The organism is Streptomyces sp. NBC_00285, assembly GCF_036174265.1.
GTDB lineage: Bacteria > Actinomycetota > Actinomycetes > Streptomycetales > Streptomycetaceae > Streptomyces.
This window is the reverse complement of record NZ_CP108055.1, coordinates 5,501,722-5,522,631: the sequence shown is the minus strand read 5'-3', so window position 1 is coordinate 5,522,631 and position 20,910 is coordinate 5,501,722. Positions and strand designations below refer to the sequence as shown.

Annotated in this window: 20 protein-coding genes; 9 read left to right on the top strand and 11 right to left on the bottom strand. The window is 71.4% G+C overall.

Translation table 11 applies throughout. The features are described 5' to 3' along the window. The first annotated feature begins 34 nt into the window (after positions 1–34). Together OHT57_RS25390 and OHT57_RS25385 are read left to right on the top strand one after the other, a co-directional pair. Positions 35–1,045 (top strand): ATP-binding cassette domain-containing protein, encoded by a 1,011-nt coding sequence (locus tag OHT57_RS25390; RefSeq protein WP_328748790.1) that lies wholly within the window; start codon positions 35–37, stop codon positions 1,043–1,045. Next, a complete protein-coding gene (locus OHT57_RS25385) occupies positions 1,042–1,890 on the top strand; it encodes an ABC transporter permease (RefSeq protein WP_328748789.1) in 849 nt (282 codons plus the stop codon). The genes OHT57_RS25390 and OHT57_RS25385 overlap by 4 nt, the downstream gene beginning before the upstream one ends. On the opposite strand, the gene OHT57_RS25380 is transcribed toward OHT57_RS25385, so the two are convergent. The 6 genes from OHT57_RS25380 to pdhA all read right to left on the bottom strand — a co-directional run bounded on the left by OHT57_RS25380 (position 1,891) and on the right by pdhA (position 9,034). Continuing rightward, positions 1,891–2,988: a potassium channel family protein gene (locus tag OHT57_RS25380; protein ID WP_328748788.1), complete on the bottom strand. Its 1,098-nt coding sequence runs from the start codon at positions 2,986–2,988 to the stop codon at positions 1,891–1,893. Continuing rightward, positions 2,985–4,391 carry a molybdopterin molybdotransferase MoeA gene (locus OHT57_RS25375; RefSeq protein ID WP_328748787.1) on the bottom strand — a complete coding sequence of 469 codons (1,407 nt, stop codon included), beginning with the start codon at positions 4,389–4,391 and terminating at the stop codon, positions 2,985–2,987. Before OHT57_RS25375 ends, OHT57_RS25380 begins: the two co-directional genes overlap by 4 nt. Continuing rightward, positions 4,388–5,296: an NTP transferase domain-containing protein gene (locus OHT57_RS25370; RefSeq protein WP_328748786.1), complete on the bottom strand. Its 909-nt coding sequence runs from the start codon at positions 5,294–5,296 to the stop codon at positions 4,388–4,390. The genes OHT57_RS25375 and OHT57_RS25370 overlap by 4 nt, the downstream gene beginning before the upstream one ends. A gap of 200 nt (positions 5,297–5,496) precedes the next feature. Next, on the bottom strand, positions 5,497–6,903 hold the full coding sequence (locus tag OHT57_RS25365) for a dihydrolipoamide acetyltransferase family protein (RefSeq protein ID WP_328748785.1): 1,407 nt from the start codon (positions 6,901–6,903) through the stop codon (positions 5,497–5,499). After that, a complete protein-coding gene (locus tag OHT57_RS25360) occupies positions 6,903–7,907 on the bottom strand; it encodes an alpha-ketoacid dehydrogenase subunit beta (protein WP_328748784.1) in 1,005 nt (334 codons plus the stop codon). Before OHT57_RS25360 ends, OHT57_RS25365 begins: the two co-directional genes overlap by 1 nt. Then, a complete protein-coding gene (gene pdhA / locus OHT57_RS25355; RefSeq protein WP_328748783.1) occupies positions 7,904–9,034 on the bottom strand; it encodes a pyruvate dehydrogenase (acetyl-transferring) E1 component subunit alpha in 1,131 nt (376 codons plus the stop codon). Before pdhA ends, OHT57_RS25360 begins: the two co-directional genes overlap by 4 nt. 175 nt (positions 9,035–9,209) lie before the next feature. Here pdhA and OHT57_RS25350 point away from each other — a divergent pair, with 175 nt between their 5' ends. Next, a complete protein-coding gene (locus OHT57_RS25350) occupies positions 9,210–9,710 on the top strand; it encodes an Lrp/AsnC family transcriptional regulator (RefSeq protein ID WP_443053483.1) in 501 nt (166 codons plus the stop codon). A 2-nt stretch (positions 9,711–9,712) separates the two neighbouring features. Here OHT57_RS25350 and OHT57_RS25345 read toward each other — a convergent pair whose 3' ends face one another. Together OHT57_RS25345 and OHT57_RS25340 are read right to left on the bottom strand one after the other, a co-directional pair. Next, positions 9,713–10,303: a TetR/AcrR family transcriptional regulator gene (locus tag OHT57_RS25345; protein ID WP_328748782.1), complete on the bottom strand. Its 591-nt coding sequence runs from the start codon at positions 10,301–10,303 to the stop codon at positions 9,713–9,715. Continuing rightward, positions 10,300–11,817 carry a 3-hydroxyacyl-CoA dehydrogenase gene (locus OHT57_RS25340; protein WP_328748781.1) on the bottom strand — a complete coding sequence of 506 codons (1,518 nt, stop codon included), beginning with the start codon at positions 11,815–11,817 and terminating at the stop codon, positions 10,300–10,302. Before OHT57_RS25340 ends, OHT57_RS25345 begins: the two co-directional genes overlap by 4 nt. A 160-nt stretch (positions 11,818–11,977) precedes the next feature. Between OHT57_RS25340 and paaN the strand changes: the two genes are divergently transcribed. Further along, on the top strand, positions 11,978–13,669 hold the full coding sequence (paaN, locus tag OHT57_RS25335; protein ID WP_328748780.1) for a phenylacetic acid degradation protein PaaN: 1,692 nt from the start codon (positions 11,978–11,980) through the stop codon (positions 13,667–13,669). Here the strand turns inward: paaN and OHT57_RS25330 are convergent. Genes OHT57_RS25330 through OHT57_RS25320 form a run of 3 tightly spaced genes read right to left on the bottom strand, consistent with a single transcriptional unit; the run spans position 13,666 to position 16,966 of the window. Beyond that, on the bottom strand, positions 13,666–14,412 hold the full coding sequence (locus OHT57_RS25330) for a TrmH family RNA methyltransferase (protein WP_328748779.1): 747 nt from the start codon (positions 14,410–14,412) through the stop codon (positions 13,666–13,668). The genes paaN and OHT57_RS25330 overlap by 4 nt on opposite strands. Continuing rightward, positions 14,409–15,827, bottom strand: coding sequence for an HTTM domain-containing protein (locus OHT57_RS25325; protein ID WP_328748778.1), 1,419 nt, complete (start codon positions 15,825–15,827; stop codon positions 14,409–14,411). The genes OHT57_RS25330 and OHT57_RS25325 overlap by 4 nt, the downstream gene beginning before the upstream one ends. Next, the gene (locus OHT57_RS25320; protein ID WP_328748777.1) at positions 15,824–16,966 is read right to left on the bottom strand and encodes a DUF5819 family protein; all 1,143 of its coding nucleotides are present in this window, start codon (positions 16,964–16,966) and stop codon (positions 15,824–15,826) included. The genes OHT57_RS25325 and OHT57_RS25320 overlap by 4 nt, the downstream gene beginning before the upstream one ends. 316 nt (positions 16,967–17,282) lie before the next feature. Here OHT57_RS25320 and paaA point away from each other — a divergent pair, with 316 nt between their 5' ends. Genes paaA through OHT57_RS25295 form a run of 5 tightly spaced genes read left to right on the top strand, consistent with a single transcriptional unit; the run spans position 17,283 to position 20,899 of the window. Beyond that, positions 17,283–18,293 carry a 1,2-phenylacetyl-CoA epoxidase subunit PaaA gene (paaA, locus tag OHT57_RS25315; RefSeq protein ID WP_328748776.1) on the top strand — a complete coding sequence of 337 codons (1,011 nt, stop codon included), beginning with the start codon at positions 17,283–17,285 and terminating at the stop codon, positions 18,291–18,293. Continuing rightward, complete coding sequence (paaB, locus tag OHT57_RS25310) at positions 18,290–18,577, top strand: 1,2-phenylacetyl-CoA epoxidase subunit PaaB (RefSeq protein ID WP_328748775.1); 288 nt, start codon at positions 18,290–18,292, stop codon at positions 18,575–18,577. The genes paaA and paaB overlap by 4 nt, the downstream gene beginning before the upstream one ends. Further along, a complete protein-coding gene (paaC, locus tag OHT57_RS25305; RefSeq protein WP_328748774.1) occupies positions 18,574–19,323 on the top strand; it encodes a 1,2-phenylacetyl-CoA epoxidase subunit PaaC in 750 nt (249 codons plus the stop codon). Before paaB ends, paaC begins: the two co-directional genes overlap by 4 nt. Continuing rightward, positions 19,317–19,841 (top strand): 1,2-phenylacetyl-CoA epoxidase subunit PaaD, encoded by a 525-nt coding sequence (gene paaD, locus OHT57_RS25300; protein ID WP_328748773.1) that lies wholly within the window; start codon positions 19,317–19,319, stop codon positions 19,839–19,841. The genes paaC and paaD overlap by 7 nt, the downstream gene beginning before the upstream one ends. After that, positions 19,841–20,899 (top strand): 2Fe-2S iron-sulfur cluster-binding protein, encoded by a 1,059-nt coding sequence (locus OHT57_RS25295; RefSeq protein ID WP_328748772.1) that lies wholly within the window; start codon positions 19,841–19,843, stop codon positions 20,897–20,899. The genes paaD and OHT57_RS25295 overlap by 1 nt, the downstream gene beginning before the upstream one ends. The last annotated feature ends 11 nt before the right edge of the window (positions 20,900–20,910 follow it).

Sequence of the window (20,910 nt, the reverse complement as noted above, 5' to 3'; positions counted from 1 at the left end):
CCATGCGTAGCCCATGTACGCGGAAGGACACACCATGAGCCAGCACACGTCAGCCCTGGCCATCGAGACGGCGGGCCTGGTGAAGACGTTCGGCGAGACCAGGGCCGTGGACGGAGTCGACCTCGCCGTGCCGGCCGGCACGGTCTACGGCGTCCTCGGCCCCAACGGCGCAGGCAAGACCACCACCGTGAAGATGCTCGCCACCCTCCTGCGGCCCGACGGCGGCCAGGCCCACGTCTTCGGCCACGACGTCGTCCAGGAGGCCGACGAGGTCCGCGGACGGGTCAGCCTCACCGGCCAGTACGCCTCCGTCGACGAGGACCTCACCGGCACCGAGAACCTGGTCCTGCTGGGCCGTCTCCTGGGCCATCACAAGAAGGCCGCACACGTGCGTGCCGGTCAGCTCCTGGAGGCCTTCGGGCTGACGGACGCGGCCAGGAAGCAGGTCAAGCACTACTCCGGCGGCATGCGGCGCCGTATCGACATCGCCGCGTCCATCCTCAGCACCCCCGACCTGCTCTTCCTGGACGAGCCGACCACCGGGCTCGACCCGCGCAGCCGCAACCAGGTGTGGGACATCGTGCGCGCGGTCGTCGCCCAGGGCACCACCGTGCTGCTGACCACGCAGTACCTGGACGAGGCCGACCAGCTGGCCTCGCGGATCGCCGTCATCGACCACGGCCGGGTGATCGCCGAGGGCACCAAGGGCGAACTGAAGGCCTCCGTGGGCGCCGGGACCGTACATCTGCGCCTCAGGGACGGCGGTCGGCGGCCCGAGGCCGCAGACGTCCTACGACGCTCCCTGGACGCCGAGGTGCAGCTGGAACCCGATCCGGTCGCCCTGACGGCCCGCCTGGCCACCGCGGCGGGTGACACCGCCGCCGAACAGGCCTCCCGCGCCCTCGCGGAACTGGCCCGCACCGGCATCACCGTCGACAACTTCTCGCTGGGGCAGCCCAGCCTGGACGAGGTGTTCCTCGCCCTCACCGGACACTCCACCGAAGACACTCAGGCCGGCGAGGACACCGAGGAGGTCGCGGCATGAGCACCGTGACGCAGACCGAGGCCCAGGATCTCGCCCCCGTCAGCGCCGAGTCGCTGGCCGCGCTGCTGGTCACCGGGGAGCGGCCACCGCGCCCGAGCGCGCTGTCGGCCTCGCTGACCTTCGGCTGGCGGGCGATGCTGAAGATCAAGCACGTGCCGGAGCAGCTCTTCGACGTCACCGCGTTCCCGATCATGATGGTGCTGATGTACACGTATCTGTTCGGGGGCGCCCTGGCCGGGTCCCCGACGGAGTACATCCAGTTCCTGCTGCCGGGCATCCTGGTGATGTCGGTCGTGATGATCACGATGTACACCGGCGTATCGGTCAACACCGACATCGACAAGGGCGTCTTCGACCGCTTCCGTACGCTGCCGATCTGGCGGCCCTCGGTGATGGTCGGCTATCTGCTCGGCGACGCCCTGCGCTACACCATCGCGTCCGTGGTCATGCTCGTCGTCGGTCTGGCCATCGGCTACCGCCCGGACGGCGGGTTCAGCGGTGTGATCGCCGGCATCGTGCTGCTGGTCGTGTTCTCGTTCGCGTTCTCGTGGATCTGGACGATGTTCGGGCTGCTGCTGCGCACCGAGAAGTCGGTGATGGGCGTCAGCATGATGGTGATCTTCCCGCTGACCTTCCTGTCCAACGTCTTCGTCGACCCGAGGACCATGCCGGGCTGGCTGCAGGCCTTCGTGAACAACAGTCCGGTCACTCATCTGTCCTCGGCCGTCCGGGAACTGATGGCGGGTGACTGGCCCGCCGACGAGATCGCCTGGTCCCTGGGGTGGGCGGGCCTGTTCATCGCGGTCTTCGGGCCGGTCACGATGCGGCTCTACAACCGCAAGTGATCAGTTCTGCGGCATGGGGCGGACGTCGGGTGCAACCTGGGTGCCCGGCGTCGCCCGCACGATCGTGATCAGCCGGTCCGTCAACGCAAGCGTCCCGACGGCAGGATCGTCGTATCCGAGCACCCGGTGTCCGCGGACGATACTCACCACCAGGTCCTCCGTCTCCCGCGGCTTCATGCCCACCTCGGCCTTTATGACCGGCCGTTCGACGATGTCCAGCCCGCTGCCCTGCTGGATCAGGTCCTCCATCACCATGCCCGCGGCAGGGCTCAGCACCGACAGGCCCAGGAGTCGTCCGGCCGCGCTGGCGCTGGTGATGACCGCGTCCGCCCCGGACTGCTTGAGCAGGGGCGCGTTCTCCTCCTCGCGCACGGCGGCCACGATCTTCGCCGTCCGGTTCATCTGCCGGGCCGTCAGCGTCACCAGGACCGCGGTGTCGTCGCGCTGCGTCGCGATGATGATCTGCCGGGCCCGGTGCACCTCTGCCTGCTTGAGCACATCGCTGCGTGTCGCGTCGCCCATGACCCCCGCGTAGCCGTCGGCGGTCGCGGCCTCGATCACCTTGCCGCTCGGGTCGACCACCACGACCTGCTCCTTCTTCAGCCCCGTCACGCAGACGGTCTCGATCGCCGACCGTCCCTTCGTGCCGAAACCGACGACGACGGTGTGGTCGCGCAAGGTGGACCTCCAGCGGTTGAGTCGCCATTCCTCCCGGGTGCGTTCGGTGAGAACCTCAAGGGTCGTACCGACCAGAACGATCAGGAACAGCACCCTCAGGGGTGTGATGACGAAGATGTTGGTGAACCGGGCGGCGTCGCTGACCGGGGTGATGTCGCCGTATCCGGTGGTGGAGAGCGTGACGGTCGCGTAGTAGAAGGAGTCGAGCAGGTCGACGGAGCCGTCGGAGTTGTCGTTGTAGCCGCCGTGGTCGGCATAGACGATCAGCGCGGTCGCGACCAGTAGGAACAGTGCCAGGAAGAGCCGTCTGGCGACCTGCCGGAACGGATGCTCCACCATCTTCCTGGGGAGCTTCACCTTCCGGGTCACCAGATGCTCGTCCGCCTGCCGGGCGATCGCGTCATGGCCCGGAAGTTTCACGTGAAACACACCCCGATTCCTGCGGCCGCCCAGGGCAGATCGAGGAGTTCGGTCTCCTGCCCCGGACGGGTGCCCCCGGGCGGTACGACGGCGAGGGCGTCCGCGGCGGCGATGCCCCGCAGCATGGCAGGCCCGTTGTAGTGCAGCGGAACCGCCACGTCGCCGCGCAGGACGACGGGGACGAGCCGGGTGTCGTACGGGTGACCGTGCGTCTCGTCCCTCAGGGGCAGGGCGTACGGCTCCGGGGCCGGACGTGCTGCCAGGGCGCGCAGCAGCGGCTCGGCGAGTGTGAGCAGGCCGGAGACCGCGGCCAGGGGGTTGCCCGGCAGACCGACGAGGTGCTGGTTCTCCTTGGTGCGGGCCAGCAGCATGGGGTGACCGGGACGCACCTTCACGCCGTCGACCAGGAGTTCGGCGCCGATGCGGCGCAGGGTCGGATGGACGTGGTCGACGGGTCCGGCCGCGGTGCCGCCGGTCGTGACGATCACATCGGCCGCGGAACGGGTGACCGCCTTGTGCAGGGCCTCGGCAGCGTCGCCGAGCCGGCGTACGGCGATGACCTCGGCGCCCAGCGCGCGCAGCCAGGGCGGGAGCATCGGGCCGAGCGCGTCCCGGATCAGACCGTCTCGGGGGGTGCCCTCGGTGAGCAACTCGTCGCCGAGGACGAGGACTTCGACGCGAGGGCGGGGGACGGCGGCGAGGGTGTCGTACCCGGCGGCCGCGGCGAGGCCCAGGACGGCCGGGGTGACGAGGGTGCCGGACGGCAGGAGCTGGTCGCCGCTGCGGCACTCCTGTCCGCGCGGGCGGATGTCCTGGCCGTGCACGACCTCGCGGGTGGCGTGCAGCCGGCCCTTCTCGTCGATCTGGCCGTGCTCGCTGCGCAGGACGGCGGTGGTGTCCAGGGGGACGCGGGCGCCGGTGGCGATGCGGACCGCCTCGCCGTCGGTGAGGGGCGCGGGTTCGGCGTGCCCGGCCAGTACGCCCTCGTCCCGTACGGCCCAGGGGCCCGGTCCGGCGACCGCCCAGCCGTCCATCGCCGAGGTGTCGAAGGAGGGCAGGTCGGTGAGGGCGTCCAGGGGGGCGGCAAGGGTGAGGCCGAGGGCGTCGTCGAGCCGTACGGAGACCGGGGCGAGGCGGCCGCTGCGGGGGACGGCGCGCGCCGCCCGGGCGGCGGTCTCGCGAGCCTCGGACCAGGGGGTCGCCTTGTGGTGGGCGTGCGGGCGGTGCCCGGGGCCGTGCCGCGGTCCCTGCTCCGGGGCGGGGGTGCCCGGCGAGGGCACCTGGTCGCCAGGGGCGCGGTCGTGGTCGTCCCTCACGAGGGCCAGAGCCTCCTCGACGTCGAGTTCGTCGGCGTCCTCGGCGGCTCCGGTGTTCTCGCCGGTGCGCAGGGACCGGGCGGTCATCCGGCGTCCGGGCGGGCGTCGGGGGCCCCGTCGGGTGCGGCGGCGTCCTCGTCGGCCCAGCGCAGGGCCAGTGCGACGGCCTTGCGGGAGGCCTCGGCGACGGCCTCGGGACCGCCGCCTGCCTGCGCTGCCGCGTAGCCGACGAGGAAGGTGGTCAGCGGTGCGGCGGGCCTGGCCACACCGTGGGCGGCGTCACGGGCGAGGTCGAGGAGCACGCCGGTGTCGACGTCGAGGTCGATGCCCAGTTCGTCCTTGACTGCGGAAATCCATTCATCCAACACGTGCCCATGCTCCCTGATGCGTGCCCTGGCGGTGGCGATGTCGTCCCAGGTGTCGCAGTCGAAGGACGCGACGGGGTCGGGGACGCGGGTGAGGTCGAGCACGGCGGTCAGCCGGCGCAGGGGGAGGCCGGTGAGGGTGCCGTGCTCCTTCGTGAGTACGCCGAATTCATGGCGCAGTGAGTGCGAGCGGTACACGGCCACCAGCGGTTGGTCGCGGCCGTCGGCGTCGGTGAGCAGCACACCGTCGGCGCCACCCGTGCGCAGGACGGTCAACAGCAGCCGTACGGTGGCCTCCTGGAGGAACGGCAGGTCGGCGGAGACCACCAGGACGTACCGTGCCGTGACCTGTCTCAGGCCGGCGTCGAGGGCGGCCAGCGGGCCGCCACCGGGCGGGTCCTCGCGGGCCCAGGTCACCGGCCGGGCGGTCGGACGGGGATCGGCGACGACGACGGTGGTGCGGGCCCCCGCGCAGGCGGCGAGGACCCGGTCGAGCAGGGCACGTCCGCCCACCCTGACACCGGGCTTGTCGGCGCCGCCGAGCCGCCGGGCACCGCCCCCGGCGAGCACGACCACGTCGTACACGGGGTCGGCGCCCGGGTCGGCCAGGGGCTCGTACGAGGTCACCCCCTGAGTATGGGTGCCACCGCGATCACAGGGAACGTGCGGGCGGCGCCGCGATCAGAGTCGGCGCGATCACGGGTGCCGTCTGTGCAGGGCGCCGCGAGCGCAGGCAGCGGTCCGCGGGCGGCGCGGGACTGCGGCGCCGCGAGGGCGTAGGCGGAGGGCGCCGCGATCGCAGGGGTGGTCTGCGGGCGGCGCCGTGATCAGAGCGTGCGCAGCAGGACCGTGGGCTGTTCGACGCAGTCCGCCACGTACCGCAGGAAGCCGCCCGCGGTGCCGCCGTCGCACACCCGGTGGTCGAAGGCCAGCGAGAGCTGGACGACCTGGCGCACCGCCAGCTCGCCCTCGTGCACCCACGGCTTGGGGACGATGCGGCCGACGCCGAGCATGGCCGCCTCGGGGTGGTTGATGATCGGCGTGGAACCGTCGACACCGAACACGCCGTAGTTGTTCAACGTGAAGGTGCCGCCGGTGAGTTCCGCGGGGGTGAGGCCCCCGGTGCGGGCCGCCTCGGTCAGCCGGGCGAACTCCGTGGACAACGATTCGGCGTCGCGCGCGTGCGCGTCCTTCACCACCGGTACGACCAGTCCGCGTTCGGTCTGCGCGGCGAACCCGAGATGCACGGCGTCCAGTCGCACGATCTCCCTGGCCGCCATGTCCACGGTGGAGTTGAGCTCGGGGAACCGGGCCAGGGCGGCGGTGCAGATGCGGGCGAGCAGCGCGAGCAGGGAGATCTTCGGCCCCCCGGCGGCGTTCATCGCCGCGCGGGCCCGCATCAGCTCCGTCGCGTCCGCGTCCACCCAGCAGGTGGCGTCGGGGATCTCGCTCCGACTGCGCGACAGCTTGTCGGCCACGGCGCCTCGGACGCCCTTGAGGGGGATGCGGGTCCCTCCGGACGGGGTCGCAGAAGCCGGCGCCGGGGTGGCGGACGGCGCGGGTGCCGGACGCCTCTGCACGGCGGCGGCACGCAGGGCGTACTCGACGTCCGCCCGCAGGATCAGCCCGTCGGGGCCGGTTCCGGTGAGCTCCTTGAGGTCGAGGCCGTTCTCCCGTGCGAGACGGCGCACCAGGGGCGAGATCACGGCAACGGGGCCGTCCACCACTTGCTCGGGCGCACCGGCCCGACCGTTCGCGATCGCCCCGGACCCGTCGACCCGTCCCGCCTCGGACGCATCCCGCCCGGCCGTGTCCGCCCGCGGCCCGTCGCCCCGCTCCTCAACCGACTCGGCGGCGATGCTCCGGCCGTTCACGGCCGCGGCCGCCGCGGATGCCGGACGTACCCTCCGCCGCCGCGCGGGTGCCTCGGAGGTGCCGTACCCGACCAGTACGTTCCCCGAGCCCTCCGTCGGACCGCCGGAGTCCGCCGCGCCGACCGCCACCGTGATCAGCGGCGCCCCCACGGGAAGCTCCGTGCCCTCCTCGCCGAAGCGGGCCGTGACCACGCCTGCGTAGGGACAGGGGACGTCGACCATCGCCTTGGCCGTCTCGACCTCGACGACCGGCTGGTCGATCGCGACGACGTCGCCCACCTCGACCAGCCAGCGGACGATCTCCGCCCCGGTCAGGCCCTCGCCGAGATCCGGCAGCCTGAACTCGAGCACCTGCGCCATCAGCTCTCCGCCTCCCACTGAAGACGCCCCACGGCGTCCAGGATCCGGTCCACACCGGGCAGGTGGTGACGCTCCAGCATCGGCGGCGGGTACGGAATGTCGAACCCGGCCACGCGGAGCACCGGCGCCTCCAGATGGTGGAAGCAGCGCTCGGTGACCCGGGCCGCGATCTCCCCGCCCGGCCCGCCGAACCCGCCCGACTCATGCACGACGACCGCCCGCCCGGTCCTGCGTACCGAGGCCGCGACCGTGTCGTCGTCGAACGGCACCAGCGAGCGCAGGTCGACGACTTCGAGGTCCCAGCCCTCCTCACGCGCGGCCTCGGCGGCTTCGAGGCACACGGGTACGGACGGCCCGTACGTGATGAGTGTGGCGCTCCGGCCCGAGCGCCGCACCACCGCGCGGCCTATCGGTTCAACGGCTTGCGGGTCGTCCGGGTTCCAGGAGTCCTTCGACCAGTAGAGCCGCTTGGGCTCCAGGACGACGACCGGGTCGTCGGAGGCGATGGCCGCGCGCAGCAGGCCATAGGCGTCGGCGACGGTCGCGGGCATGACGACATGCAGCCCGGGCGTCGCCATGTAGTACGCCTCGGAGGAGTCGCTGTGGTGCTCGACCCCGCCGATACCGCCGCCGTAGGGGACGCGGATGGTGATCGGGAGCGGCATCGCCCCGCGCGTGCGGTTGCGCATTTTCGCCACATGACTGATGAGCTGCTCGAACGCCGGGTAGGCGAAGGCGTCGAACTGCATCTCCACGACCGGGCGCAGCCCGTACATCGCCATACCGACGGCCGCGCCGAGGATGCCCGCCTCGGCGAGCGGGGTGTCTGTGCAGCGGTCCTCGCCGAACTCCTTGGCGAGGCCGTCGGTGACCCGGAAGACACCGCCGAGGGTGCCGACGTCCTCGCCCATGACGTGCACGCCGGGGTCGGCCGCCATCGCGTCGCGCAGCGCGCGCGTGAAGGCCTGCGCCATGGTGGCCGGCTTGAGGGCGACGGTGGTCATCGGGTGTCCCCCTCGGCCTCCAGCTCGGCCCGCAGCACGGCCTGCTGCTCGCGCAGCTGCGGGGTGGGCTCGGCGTAGACGTGGGCGAAGAGGTCCATGGGGTCGAGGACCGGGTCCTGGTTCATGCGCTCGCGCAGGGCGGCGGCGAACACCTCGGCGTCCTGGCGTACGGCCTCGATGCCGGCCTCGTCGATCAGCCCGCGCTCGGTCAGTTCGTGCTCCAGGAGGGCGATCGGGTCGTGCCCGCGCCAGGTCTCGACTTCGGCGTCACCGCGGTAGCGGGTCGCGTCGTCGGCGTTGGTGTGGGCGTCCACGCGGTAGGTGATCGCCTCGACCAGGGTGGGGCCGCCGCCCGCGCGTGCGTGCCGTACGGCGGCGGTGAGGACCTCGTGCACGGCGGCCGCGTCGTTGCCGTCGACCAGCCGGCCCGGCATGCCGTAGCCGACGGCCTTGTGGGCCAGTGAGGGGGCCGCGGTCTGCTTGGCGAGCGGGACGGAGATGGCGAAGCCGTTGTTCTGGACGAGGAAGACGACCGGCGCCTGCCAGACGGCGGCGAAGTTCAGCGCCTCGTGGAAGTCGCCCTCGCTGGTGCCGCCGTCGCCGACCATGGCGAGCGCGACCACGTCGTCGCCCTTGAGGCGGGCGGCGTGCGCGAGGCCCACGGCGTGCGGGAGCTGGGTGGCGAGGGGGGTGCACAGGGGGGCGACGCGGTGCTCGCGCGGGTCGTAGCCGGTGTGCCAGTCGCCGCGCAGGAGGGTGAGGGCCTGGACGGGGTCGAGGCCTCGGGCGACGGCGGCGAGGGTGTCCCGGTAGCTGGGAAAGAGCCAGTCGCGGTCCTGCAGGGCGAGCGCGGCGGCAACCTCGCAGGCCTCCTGGCCGGTGCTGGAGGGGTAGACCGCGAGACGGCCCTGCTTGGTGAGGGCGGTGGCCTGCGTGTTGTAGCGGCGACCGCGGACCAGTTCGGCGTGCAGGCGGCGCAGGAGGGCCGGATCGGCCTCACCGGCCGCGTCGGTGCCGAGGACCCGGTACGGCTCGGCGTCGGGCAGCAGCGGCACGGGGTCCGTGCGGGGCTGCCAGGCGGGCGGCGGTGATGGCCGGTACGCGCCCCGCTGCTCCATGACCGTCATGACGGCACCTCCTCGTGGGAGACGGCTTCGGGCGCAGCACGGCTGTGAGGCGCCTCACCTACCGATTGTTCGGTCGTCGGCACATTTTGGCTACAGGCCCCCTCAGGCTGTGGACAAACGGTTCTCCACAGCCTGAGATGGACGCAGTACGTCCATGGTAGGGAGGCGGGGGGACATGGCACCTGAACAAATGGCCGACGGCCCGGAGGGCGGCACCCCGCTCCAGCCCCCGCGTCCTCTCGACGCCATCGATCAGGACATCCTCCAGATGCTCCAGGCGGACGGCCGCGCGTCGATAAGGTCGGTCGCCGAACGGGTCCACGTCTCCCGCGCCAACGCCTACGCGCGCATCAACCGCCTCGTCGAGGACGGCGTCATCCGCGGTTTCGGGGCCCGCGTCAACCACGAACGCGCGGGACAGGGCACCTCGGCCTACGTCACCCTGAAGATCGTCCAGAACTCCTGGCGCACGGTCCGCGAGCAGCTCAGGCAGCTGCCCGGGGCCTCCCACATCGCCCTGGTGGGCGGGGACTTCGACGTGCTGCTCCTCGTCCACACCCCGGACAACAGGTCCCTGCGCGAACTGGTCCTCACCCGCCTCCAGGCGATCCCCGAGGTCCTCAGCACCCGCACCCTGCTGGTCTTCGAGGAGGAGGACCTGGAGCCGCAGGGCTGACTTCAGGACGCGTTTCGCAGCCCTTCGAAGACCAACTGCGCGACCGCGTCCGTCACTTCACGCTCGCTCCCGCCCCGTCCGTCCGGCCGGTACCACTCCACGACGGAGTTGATCATGCCGAACATCAGCCGGGTCGCGAGCCGTACCTCCACGTCACCGCGCACGTCCCCGTCCGCGGCCGCCGCCTTCAGCAGCTCGGCGACCCGGTGGTCGAAGTCGCGGCGCCGCTCCAGGGCCCAGCGCTCCGTGTCGGTGTTGCCGCGTACCCGCAGCAGCAGCGTCACGTACGGCAGTTCGGCGATCAGTACCTCGACCATGCGCCGCACGACGTACTGCAGGCGCTCGGAGGCACGCCCCACGCGCGCGTGCTCCTCGTCGAGGATCCCGAAGAGGCCGTCGAGGGCCCGGCTGACCGCCCGGCGCAGCAGCTCCTCCTTGCCGGAGACATGGTGGTAGATCGACGACTTGGAGATGCCGGCCGCCTTGGAGAGGTGCTCCATGGACGTGCCGTCGTAACCGCGCTCGTTGAAGACCTGGACGGCGACGGACAGCAGCGTGTCCGGGGTGTACGTGTCGCGCTTGGCGGTCGTCATGAGGTGCTGCCCTCCCGCTTGTCGGAGGCGTACGCGTGGCGGTACAGCGCGAGCGACGGCGCGTACCGCCCGGAGGGGTCGCGCATGTGCAGGTCGTCCAGGAGTGCGTAGGCCCAGTTGCGGCCGAGCCTGCGGCTCCACTCGAACGGGCCCAGGGGGTAGTTCACCCCGAGCCGCATCGCGGTGTCGATGTCCTCCTCGGTGGCCACGCCCTTGGCCACCGCGTCGTGCGCGAGGTCGACGATCCGGGCGACCGTACGGGCGACGATCATGCCGGGGACGTCACCGATGACGCTGACGTCCTTGCCGAGCGCCTGGAACAGCCCGATGGCCTCACCGAGGGTCTGCTGCGAGGTGTCCTGGGAGGCGGACAGCGCGAGGCGGGTGGCCCTGCGGTAGTCCAGCGCGAGGTCGAAGTAGACGACGTCCCGGAACTCCACCGAGGTCTGCCCGTCGGCGAGCGCGAGCTGGCCGCCGCTCGGCATGACCAGACGGGTGCCGTGGTCCTCCTCCTCCTCGCGGACCTGGATGCCCGCCTCGCGGATCAGAGCGAGCAGTTCGGACGCGGGGCCCAGGTCACCCTCGGCGACGACGTACGCGGGCGGCTGGGCCCGCTCCGCGGTGTGCGGCTCGTCGCGCTCGGCGCCGTCCGTGTAGTCGTACCAGCCCTGCCCGCTCTTGCGGCCCAGCCGGCCCGACTCGACCAGGCGCTGCTGGGCGAGCGAGGGCGCGAAGCGCACGTCCTGGAAGAAGGCCCGCCACACGGAGTGCGTGACGGACTCGTTGACGTCCTGGCCGATCAGGTCGGTCAGTTCGAACGCGCCCATCTTGAACCCGCCGGACTCGCGCAGCACGGCGTCGATGGTGGCGGGCTCGGCGCCCTGGGTCTCGTGGACCGCGAAGGCCTCGGCGTAGAACGGCCGCGCGATGCGGTTGACGATGAAGCCGGGGGTGTCGGCGCAGGCGACCGGCGTCTTGCCCCACGCACGTGCCATCTCGTACGCGCGCGTGGCCGACGAGACGTCGGTGGCGAACCCGGAGACCACCTCGACCAGCGGCAGCAGCGGCGCCGGGTTGAAGAAGTGCAGGCCGACGACACGGCCCGGGTTGCGCACGGCGCCGGCGACGGCGGTCACCGACAGGGAGGAGGTGTTGGTGGCGAGCAGGCAGTCCTCGTCGACGACGTCCTCCAGCTCACGGAACAGCTGCTGTTTGACGTCCAGCCGCTCCAGGACGGCCTCGACGACCAGGGCGCAGTCCGCGAGGTCGGTGAGGTGCCCGGCGGGCACGAGGCGGGTGCGCGCCGCGTCCCGGTCCGACGCGGTGAGCCGGTCCTTCTCGACGAGCCGGTCCAGCCGGGCGCCGATCGCGTCGGCCGCCTCCTGCGCGCGACCGGGCACGGCGTCGTACAGCCGCACGCGGTGACCGGCGACCAGCGCGACCTGGGCGATGCCCTGGCCCATGGTGCCGGTGCCGACAACGGCCACGGGGCTGCTTAGGTCGAGTGCTGTCATGTGCGCGATCCTCCCGCACGACGTTTTCCACAGATGCGGCGGACCCCCTTATCCCGACCGATCGTTCGGTTACTCTAACCCTGAGTGGCTGTTCCTGCCCATGTTTCTGCCCAGGTCATGAGCTCGACGAAGAGTTCGAAAGACGAGGAGTTGGTCCCGCATGGCCGCCGAACCGACCGCCCACCAGCTGATCGCCAAGCACCGGCCCACCCTCGACCAGGCGCTCGAAGCGATCCGCACACGCGCGTACTGGTCCCCCCATCCCGAGCACCCCAAGGCCTACGGCGAGAACGGCAGCCTCGACATGGCGGCGGGCAAGGCCGCCTTCGACGCCCTCCTGGGCACCCGCCTCGACCTCGGCCAGCCCGGCACGGACGACTTCGTCGGCGGCGAGGTCTCGCCGTACGGCATCGAACTGGGTATCGAGTACCCGCACGCGGACGTCGACGTGCTGCTGCCCGCGATGAAGGCGGGCCAGAGGGCCTGGCGGGACGCGGGCGCGGAGATCCGCGCGATGGTCTGTCTGGAGATCCTGGCGCGGATCAGCGACCGGACCCACGAGTTCGCGCACGCGGTCATGCACACCAGCGGCCAGGCCTTCATGATGGCGTTCCAGGCGGGCGGCCCGCACGCGCAGGACCGCGGCCTGGAAGCGGTGGCGTACGCGTACGTGGAGCAGGTCCGCACGCCCGACACCGCGGAGTGGACCAAGCCGCAGGGCAAGCGCGACCCGCTCGCGCTCACCAAGCAGTTCACGCCGGTCCCACGCGGGATCGGCCTGGTCATCGGCTGCAACACCTTCCCGACGTGGAACGGCTACCCGGGCCTGTTCGCCTCCCTCGCCACCGGCAACGCCGTGCTGGTGAAGCCGCACCCGCGCGCGGTGCTGCCGCTCGCGCTCACGGTCCAGGTCGCGCGGGACGTGCTGAGCGAGACCGGCTTCGACCCGAACCTGGTCGCGCTCGCCGCCGAGCGCCCCGGCGAGGGCATCGCGAAGACCCTGGCCACGCGCCCGGAGATCCGGATCATCGACTACACGGGCTCGACGGCGTTCGGCGACTGGCTGGAGGCCAACGCCCGCCAGGCGCAGGTCTACACCGAGAAGGCCGGCGTCAACACGGTGGTCGTGGAGTCGGCCGGCGACTACAAGGGGATGCTCGCCAACCTCGCCTTCTCGCTGTCGCTGTACAGCGGCCAGATGTGCACGACCCCGCAGAACCTGCTGATCCCCCGGGACGGCATCCGCACCGACGAGGGCCCCAAGACCTTCGACGAGGTGGTCGCCGACCTTGCCCGCGCGGTCGACGGTCTCCTCGGCGACGACGCGCGCGCGAACGGGCTGCTGGGCGCGATCGTGAACCCCGACGTGAAGTCCCGTCTGGAGGCGGCGTCGGGGCTCGGTGAAGTCGCCCTCGCATCGCGGGAGATCCGCAACCCCGAGTTCCCGGACGCGGTCGTCCGTACGCCCGTCGTCGTCAAGCTGGACGGCGCCAAGCCGGACGACGAGGCCGCCTACATGAGCGAGTGCTTCGGACCGGTCTCCTTCGCCGTCGCGGTCGACTCGGCGGCCGACGCGGTGGAACTGCTGCGGCGCACGGTCCGCGAGAAGGGCGCCATGACGGTCGGCGCCTACACCACGGACGACGAGGTCGAGCAGGCCGTCCAGGAGGTCTGTCTGGAGGAGGCGGCCCAGTTGTCGCTGAACCTCGTCGGCGGCGTGTACGTCAACCAGACAGCCGCGTTCTCCGACTTCCACGGGTCGGGCGGCAACCCTGCGGCGAACGCCGCACTGTGCGACGGCGCGTTCGTCGCCAACCGGTTCCGCGTGGTCGAGGTTCGCCGGGACGCCTAGGAACCGGCGAGACTCCAGTGGTAGAGCGTCATCGCCACGCTCGTCGCCAGGTTGTAGCTGGAGACCTGGGGGCGCATGGGGAGCGCGACCAGGTGATCGGCATGCGCGCGTAGGTCGGCGGACAGTCCACTGCGCTCGGAGCCGAAGGCGAGGACGGCGTCGTCCGGGAGCTTCACTCCCCGGATGTCGTCGCCCTCGGGGTCCAGCGCGAACACCGGGCCGGGCGGCAGTTCGGCGACGGTGAGCCGTTCCACCGCGGTCGCGAAGTGCAGGCCCGCCCCGCCGCGCACGACCGTCGGGTGCCAGGGGTCGAGCGTGCCCGTGGTGACCACACCCGTCGCCCCGAAACCCGCGGCCAGGCGGATCACGGCCCCCGCGTTGCCGAGGTTGCGCGGGTTGTCCAGGACCACGACGGGGGCGGTACGCGGCGCGTGCGCCAACTTCTCGAGGTGGACGGCTCGGGACGGTCGTACGGCCAGTGCCGCCACCTCGGTGGGGTGCGGGCGCGGCACGAGGGCCCGGTACACCTCCGCAGGGACCTCCGTCAGTAGCGCGTCCAGCGTGGGCCGTACGTCCGGCGCCATTTCTTCGGCCAGGGCGAGCGCGGCACCCCGGTCGACGGTGACCGCCACCGGGACCTCGGCCCCGAAACGCACCGCGTGCTTGAGGGCGTGGAAGCCGTCCAGCAGCACGGAGGAGTCGGCGAGCCGGTGCCACAGGCTCACGGGATCGGTACCGGTCATGCGGGGAAGCCTACGTGCGTGTGATCGGGGTTTTCGGGGTCGCCGGGGTGACTGGGGCTTTCGGGGTGACCGGGGTTGCCGGGCGTTTCGGGGTTGCCGAGGTTGCCGGGGTCTTTGGGTTTTTCGAGGTTGCCGGGGTTGCCGGGGTCTTTGGGGTGGCCGCCTGGGTCGGCGGCGGACCGGGAGTGCTGCGTAGCCCTTGGCTCCTTCCCAGCGCCCTGCTCCGTCGGACCGCGCCGGCCCGGCAGACCCGGATCCGGGCCGGCTCCGCCCGCGAACCGCGCCCACAGCCGGCCACGCGTGCGTGCGGCCCCGTCGCCGAGCCGGCGCAGGAACGACGTCGGCAGGAAGACCGAGTCGGCGGCGATCATCGCCAGCGAGAAGAACGGCAGGCCGAGGACGATCGCGATCACCGCGTGCTCAGTGATCATCGCCGCCAGCAGGACGTTCTTGACCCGCCGGTTGAACAGAGTGAACGGGAAGGCGACCTGCACGGCGACCGTCCCGTACGTCACCAGCATCACCATGACGCCGTGGGACGACAGCAGGTGGGCGAGAGCGGGCCACGGCGAGAAGGACTCCAGCTGGAGGGGGTAGTAGACGGCGGTGCCGTCCTGCCAGCGCGACCCCTGGATCTTGTACCAGCCCGCCGTCGCGTAGATCAGACAGGCCTCGGCCATGATCACGAGCAGGGCGCCGTTGTGGATGATGTTGGCCACCACGTCGAGCATGATCCGTGGCTGGTCCGACCTGACGAAGCGCAGGACCACCCACCACAGGACCTGCGTCAACCACAGGGCCCACAGCAGCGCCGGAACCACCCAGTCGCCGCTCAGCTTGCCGAGGAATGCCGCCGCCACCAGGACCAACCCGAGGATGGTCCACAGGGCCGGGCCGACCCGGTCCACGACGTGCTCCCCACGCGCGCGTGCCTCACGGGTTCGCCGGGCCCGCCGCGCGTCCAGCGACCAGACCTGGCCGCAGCGCGTGAAGACGAGGTAGATGCACATCAGGTGCAGGACGTTGTCGCCGCCGTCGCCCATGAAGATGCTGCGGTTCTGCAGCGAGAGCACGCCGACCATGAACAGCACGGACATCGTGCGGCTGCGCCATCCGAGCAGCAGCAGGAGGCTCGACAGGACCGCGAGCACATAGACGGTCTCGAACCAGAGCCGGCCGTCCGACCACATCAGCGCCGTGAACGCGCCATTGGTCGCGATCAGCTGCTCGGCGAGATTCCAATTCCACGGGCCGTCCGGACCGTACAGCTCCTGTCGGTGCGGGAACTCACGCAACAGGAACAGCAGCCAGGTCGCGCTGAAGCCTATGCGGATCATCGCGCTCTGCCAGGGGCCCAGGGCTGCCTCGGTGACGCGGGCGATGCCGTTCGACACCGCCAGGGCGAATCGGTTCACCGGGTGCTCCCCTCGGTGTCGTCCGCCGTCACGGCCCACCAGGACTGCCCTCGGTAGACCGGTTGCACCGACACCTTCTCCTCGCTCCACTTCGGCGGGGGGACGTTGGTGGTCCTGGAGCGAACCTGGACGCTCGTGAGGACACCGCCCCGCGCGGTCACGTCCTCGCGCTCCAGCCGCAGCACCACGATGCGCCGCAGATACGTCTCGGACAGGGTGCCGCGCAGACCGATCGGACGGTTGCCGGAGTCGTGCGTGGCGACGAAGAAGTCCCAGGAGCGGCGCAACTCGTTCTGCTGGGTGTGACTCGGCAGCAGATTGCCGTCTATGGCCCGGCCGTCCTGGGCGGACAGGTCGTACCACCCCGTCGTACGACTGCCGCCGTCGGCGCTACGGACCCGGGCCCGTACCTGCACCGCGATGTCCTGCTGAAGCGGGTTCGGGGCGAACAGCTTCCAGTTCTGCTCGAACTCCGGGTAGATCCAGTCGTCGACCGCTCTGCCGTGCTGCTTGGTCACCGTGTTCGACGGCGCGACATGCAGAAACACCATTCCGATGTGCACACAGACGGTGATGGCGACGACAGCCAGCGCCAGGGCGACACCGATCTGGTAGCGGAGGGAGAGTGCGGCGACACCGGTACGGGGGTCGGGGTCGGTGCGCGGATCGGGGAACGCGGTGCGGCCGCCTGCGTGCCCGGAGAACCCTCCGTGGAAGCCGGGGGGAGTGCCGGCGGGTTCGTCGTGGGTATCGGGCACGGGTCGACGTATCGCGGTGCGGGTGTCTGTGGGGCGGGTCTCCGCGGGGCGGGTGTCTGTGGACTCGACAGGCCGATCCGAGGTGACCGGCCACCCGCCCGCGGAAACGCGGTCCAGCTCAGGGGCGGTCGGCTGCGGGGCTGCCGGACCGGCGGACGAGGTGGGCGCGACCTGCGAGGTCGGCGAGGTCGGCGAGGTCGGCGAGGTCGGCCGGGGCAGCTCGGTCTGCTCAACCGACGCCGTCGAATCTGTCGGCTCGGTCTGTGCGGGTGCGGTCGAATCCGTCGGCTCGACCCGGTCGTCCTGCTCGGGGGCATCGCCCGGCCCGCTCGGGGCGCCCGGTCCTCGCCGGGCGTTCGAGCCTCCGTCGTACGCGTCCATTCCGCCCCGTTCCCGATTCCGGTCCGTCTTCCGGCCGCCTCGGCCGCAGGGCGCCGCGGCACCCTTGAACGGCGCCCGCGCCCGCGTCACCGCGGTGGCTCGCACCGGCACGGTACTCAGGCCCGACCGTCCCGCACAGTCCTTGTCGACAGGCCCCGCCGTGGCCGTTCTCACGCCCACCTTGGTTTTCCACAGGCGGCACCCCGGGTTTTCCACAGCGGTTGACACCTTACGGCGCCCGGCACACCATGGAATCGCACGAACCGAACGATCGGTCGGGAGCAGATTCCGGCGGAGCCCAGGTCGAGGGGGCCTCATGGCGACAGCAGCCGTGCACAAGACGGCGAGTACACAGGCGTACGGCGCTCAGGGCGCCGTCGGCGACACGAGCACGTACGAGAGGGACTTCGACGCCGCCGTGGCCGCCGACGAGCGCATCGAGCCGCGCGACTGGATGCCCGACGCCTACCGCGCGACCCTCGTCCGCCAGATCGCCCAGCACGCCCACTCCGAGATCATCGGCATGCAGCCGGAGGCGAACTGGATCACGCGCGCGCCTTCGCTGCGCCGCAAGGCCATCCTGATGGCCAAGGTGCAGGACGAGGCAGGGCACGGTCTCTACCTCTACAGCGCGGCTGAAACGCTCGGCACCAGCCGCGAGGAACTCCTCGACAAACTGCACGCCGGCCGCCAGAAGTACTCCTCGATCTTCAACTACCCCACCCTGACCTGGGCGGACGTCGGTGCGATCGGCTGGCTGGTGGACGGGGCCGCGATCACCAACCAGGTCCCCCTGTGCCGCTGCTCCTACGGCCCGTACGCGCGCGCCATGGTCCGGGTCTGCAAGGAGGAGTCCTTCCACCAGCGCCAGGGCTACGAACTGCTGCTGGCCCTGAGCAACGGCACCCCCGAGCAGCACGCCATGGCCCAGGACGCGGTGAACCGCTGGTGGTGGCCGTCCCTGATGATGTTCGGCCCGCCCGACGACGAGTCCGCGCACTCCGCGCAGTCGATGGCCTGGAAGATCAAGCGCCATTCCAACGACGAGCTGCGCCGGCGCTTCGTGGACATCTGCGTCCCGCAGGCCGAGTCCCTGGGCCTCACGCTCCCCGACCCGGACCTCAGGTGGAACGAAGAGCAGGGGCACCACGACTTCGGCCCGATCGACTGGACGGAGTTCCAGGAGGTCCTGAAGGGCAACGGGCCGTGCAACGAACAGCGCATAAGCCAGCGCAGGAAGGCGCATGACGAGGGCGCCTGGGTGCGGGAGGCGGCCGTGGCCTACGCGGCGAAGCACACCGGCGGGACAGGAGCGGCACGCGCATGACGAACATCGACTGGCCCCTGTGGGAGGTCTTCGTGCGCTCGCGGCGCGGTCTCTCCCACACCCACGCCGGCAGCCTGCACGCCCCGGACGCGGAGTTCGCCCTGCGCAACGCCCGCGACCTGTACACCCGGCGCGGCGAGGGCGTCTCGATCTGGGTGATCCCGTCGTCCGCGATCACGGCCTCCTCACCGGATGAGAAGGACCCGTTCTTCGAGCCGTCCGCCGACAAGCCGTACCGGCACCCGACGTTCTACGAGATCCCGGAGGGGGTGAAGCACCTGTGAGCACACCTGAGACGACGGCCGCTCCCTCGGCCTCTCCGATTGCCCGGGCTGCCGCCCTCGCCCTCGGCGACGACGCGCTGGTGCTCTCGCACCGCCTGGGCGAATGGGCGGGTCACGCGCCGGTCCTGGAGGAGGAGGTCGCTCTCGCCAACATCGCCCTGGACCTGCTCGGTCAGGCCCGGGTGCTGCTGTCCATGGTCGGCGACGAGGACGAGTTGGCGTATCTGCGCGAGGAGCGTGCCTTCCGCAACCTCCAGCTGGTGGAGCAGCCGCGCGGCGACTTCGCCCACACCATCGTCCGTCAGCTCTACTTCTCCACCTATCAGCACCTGCTCCACGCCGAACTGGCCGCGCGCGGCGGCCCCTTCGCCCCGCTCGCCGCGAAGGCCGTCAAGGAGGTCGCCTACCACCGCGACCACGCCGAGCAGTGGACCCTGCGGCTCGGCGACGGCACCGAGGAGAGTCACGAGCGGATGCGGCGGGCGTGCGAGGCGTTGTGGCGGTTCACCGGCGAGATGTTCCAGCCGGTGGAGGGCCTGGACGTCGACGTGGAGCGCATGGAGGTGGCCTGGCTCGCGTCCGTGGGGGATGTGCTGCGCCAGGCCACCCTGACCGTGCCCGAGGGTCCGCGGACCGGCGCGTGGACGGCCGGGGCGGGGCGGCAGGGTCTGCACACCGAGTCCTTCGGCCGGATGCTCGCCGAGATGCAGCATCTGCACCGCAGCCACCCGGGGGCGTCATGGTGACCCTCACCCACCTGGAGACCGAACTGTTCGCGCTCGCCGGTTCGGTGCCCGACCCCGAGCTGCCCGTCATCACCCTGCGCGAGCTGGGTGTGCTGCGCGCGGTGCATGTGCGCAGTGCGGACTCGATCGAGGTCGAGCTGACCCCGACCTACACCGGCTGCCCGGCCGTCGAGGCGATGTCCTTGGACATAGAGCGGGTGCTGCGCGAACACGGCGTGCGAGAGGTCACCGTACGCACGGTCCTCGCACCGGCCTGGTCGACCGACGACATCACGGCCGAAGGCCGCCGCAAGCTGCGGGAGTTCGGCATAGCGCCACCCCGCGTGGCGGCGGCCGGGCCGGTCACGGTGGGACTGGGGCCGACGCGGACACGCGACGCGGAGGCCGAAGCCGTCCGCTGCCCGCTCTGCGGTTCCGCCGAGACGGAGCTGCTCAGCCGTTTCTCCTCCACCGCGTGCAAGGCGCTGCGCCGGTGCCTGGACTGCCGTGAACCGTTCGACCACTTCAAGGAGTTGTGATGGCCCGCTTCCACCCGCTCCCGGTGGCCGCGGTCGACCGGCTCACCGAGGACTCCGTGGCCCTGACCTTCACCGTGCCGCCCGGGCTGCGCGAGGAGTACCGGCACGCCCCGGGCCAGCATCTCGCCCTGCGCCGCACGGCAGACGGCAAGGAGATACGCCGGACCTACTCGATCTGCTCCCCTGCACCAGACGGCGAGGGGACGGGTGAACTGCGGGTCGGGGTGCGGCTGGTGGAGGGCGGGGCCTTCTCGACGTACGCGCTCAAGGAGATCAACGTCGGCGACCAGCTGGAGGTGATGACACCGGCGGGCCGCTTCACCCTGGACCCGGCGCCCGGGCTGTATGCGGCGATCGTGGGCGGTAGCGGCATCACCCCGGTGCTGTCGATCGTGGCGACGCTGCTGGCGCGCGAGCCCGAGGCACGGTTCTGTCTGATCCGCAGCGACCGCACCTCCGCGTCCACGATGTTCCTGGAGGAGGTGGCGGACCTGAAGGACCGCTACCCCGAGCGGTTCCAGCTCGTCACGATGCTCTCGCGCGAGGAGCAGCAGGCCGGACTGCCGTCCGGCCGGCTCGACCGGGAGCGGCTGACCGAACTGCTGCCGGCGCTGCTGCCGGTGGAGCAGGTGGCGGGATGGTTCCTGTGCGGACCGTTCGGGCTGGTGCAGGGCGCGGAACGGTCCTTGCGGGAGCTGGGGGTTCCCCGCACCCGCGTCCACGAGGAGATCTTCCACGTGGACGAGGGGACGCCCCTGGCGCAGACCGTGCCCGCGCCCGCGCACAGCACGGTGACCGCCCGGCTCGACGGACGCGGCGGCAGCTGGCCCGTCCAGGACGGCGAGTCGCTTCTGGAGACGGTGCTGCGCAATCGGCCCGACGCGCCCTACGCCTGCAAGGGCGGGGTGTGCGGGACCTGCCGGGCGTTCCTCGTCTCGGGAGAGGTGCGCATGAACCGCAACTTCGCGCTGGAACCGGAGGAGACGGATGCCGGGTATGTGCTGGCGTGCCAGTCGCATCCGGTGACGGAGAAGGTGGAGCTGGACTTCGACAGGTAGGTCGGGGGAGC

Coding starts and splice junctions, on each gene's coding strand:
- OHT57_RS25390 (WP_328748790.1), top strand. CDS start 35: ATGAGCCAGCACACGTCAGCCCTGGCCATCGAGACGGCGGGCCTGGTG.
- OHT57_RS25385 (WP_328748789.1), top strand. CDS start 1,042: ATGAGCACCGTGACGCAGACCGAGGCCCAGGATCTCGCCCCCGTCAGC.
- OHT57_RS25375 (WP_328748787.1), bottom strand. CDS start 4,391: ATGACCGCCCGGTCCCTGCGCACCGGCGAGAACACCGGAGCCGCCGAG.
- OHT57_RS25365 (WP_328748785.1), bottom strand. CDS start 6,903: ATGGCGCAGGTGCTCGAGTTCAGGCTGCCGGATCTCGGCGAGGGCCTG.
- OHT57_RS25360 (WP_328748784.1), bottom strand. CDS start 7,907: ATGACCACCGTCGCCCTCAAGCCGGCCACCATGGCGCAGGCCTTCACG.
- pdhA (WP_328748783.1), bottom strand. CDS start 9,034: ATGACGGTCATGGAGCAGCGGGGCGCGTACCGGCCATCACCGCCGCCC.
- OHT57_RS25350 (WP_443053483.1), top strand. CDS start 9,210: ATGGCACCTGAACAAATGGCCGACGGCCCGGAGGGCGGCACCCCGCTC.
- OHT57_RS25345 (WP_328748782.1), bottom strand. CDS start 10,303: ATGACGACCGCCAAGCGCGACACGTACACCCCGGACACGCTGCTGTCC.
- OHT57_RS25340 (WP_328748781.1), bottom strand. CDS start 11,817: ATGACAGCACTCGACCTAAGCAGCCCCGTGGCCGTTGTCGGCACCGGC.
- paaN (WP_328748780.1), top strand. CDS start 11,978: ATGGCCGCCGAACCGACCGCCCACCAGCTGATCGCCAAGCACCGGCCC.
- OHT57_RS25330 (WP_328748779.1), bottom strand. CDS start 14,412: ATGACCGGTACCGATCCCGTGAGCCTGTGGCACCGGCTCGCCGACTCC.
- OHT57_RS25320 (WP_328748777.1), bottom strand. CDS start 16,966: ATGGACGCGTACGACGGAGGCTCGAACGCCCGGCGAGGACCGGGCGCC.
- paaA (WP_328748776.1), top strand. CDS start 17,283: ATGGCGACAGCAGCCGTGCACAAGACGGCGAGTACACAGGCGTACGGC.
- paaB (WP_328748775.1), top strand. CDS start 18,290: ATGACGAACATCGACTGGCCCCTGTGGGAGGTCTTCGTGCGCTCGCGG.
- paaD (WP_328748773.1), top strand. CDS start 19,317: ATGGTGACCCTCACCCACCTGGAGACCGAACTGTTCGCGCTCGCCGGT.
- OHT57_RS25295 (WP_328748772.1), top strand. CDS start 19,841: ATGGCCCGCTTCCACCCGCTCCCGGTGGCCGCGGTCGACCGGCTCACC.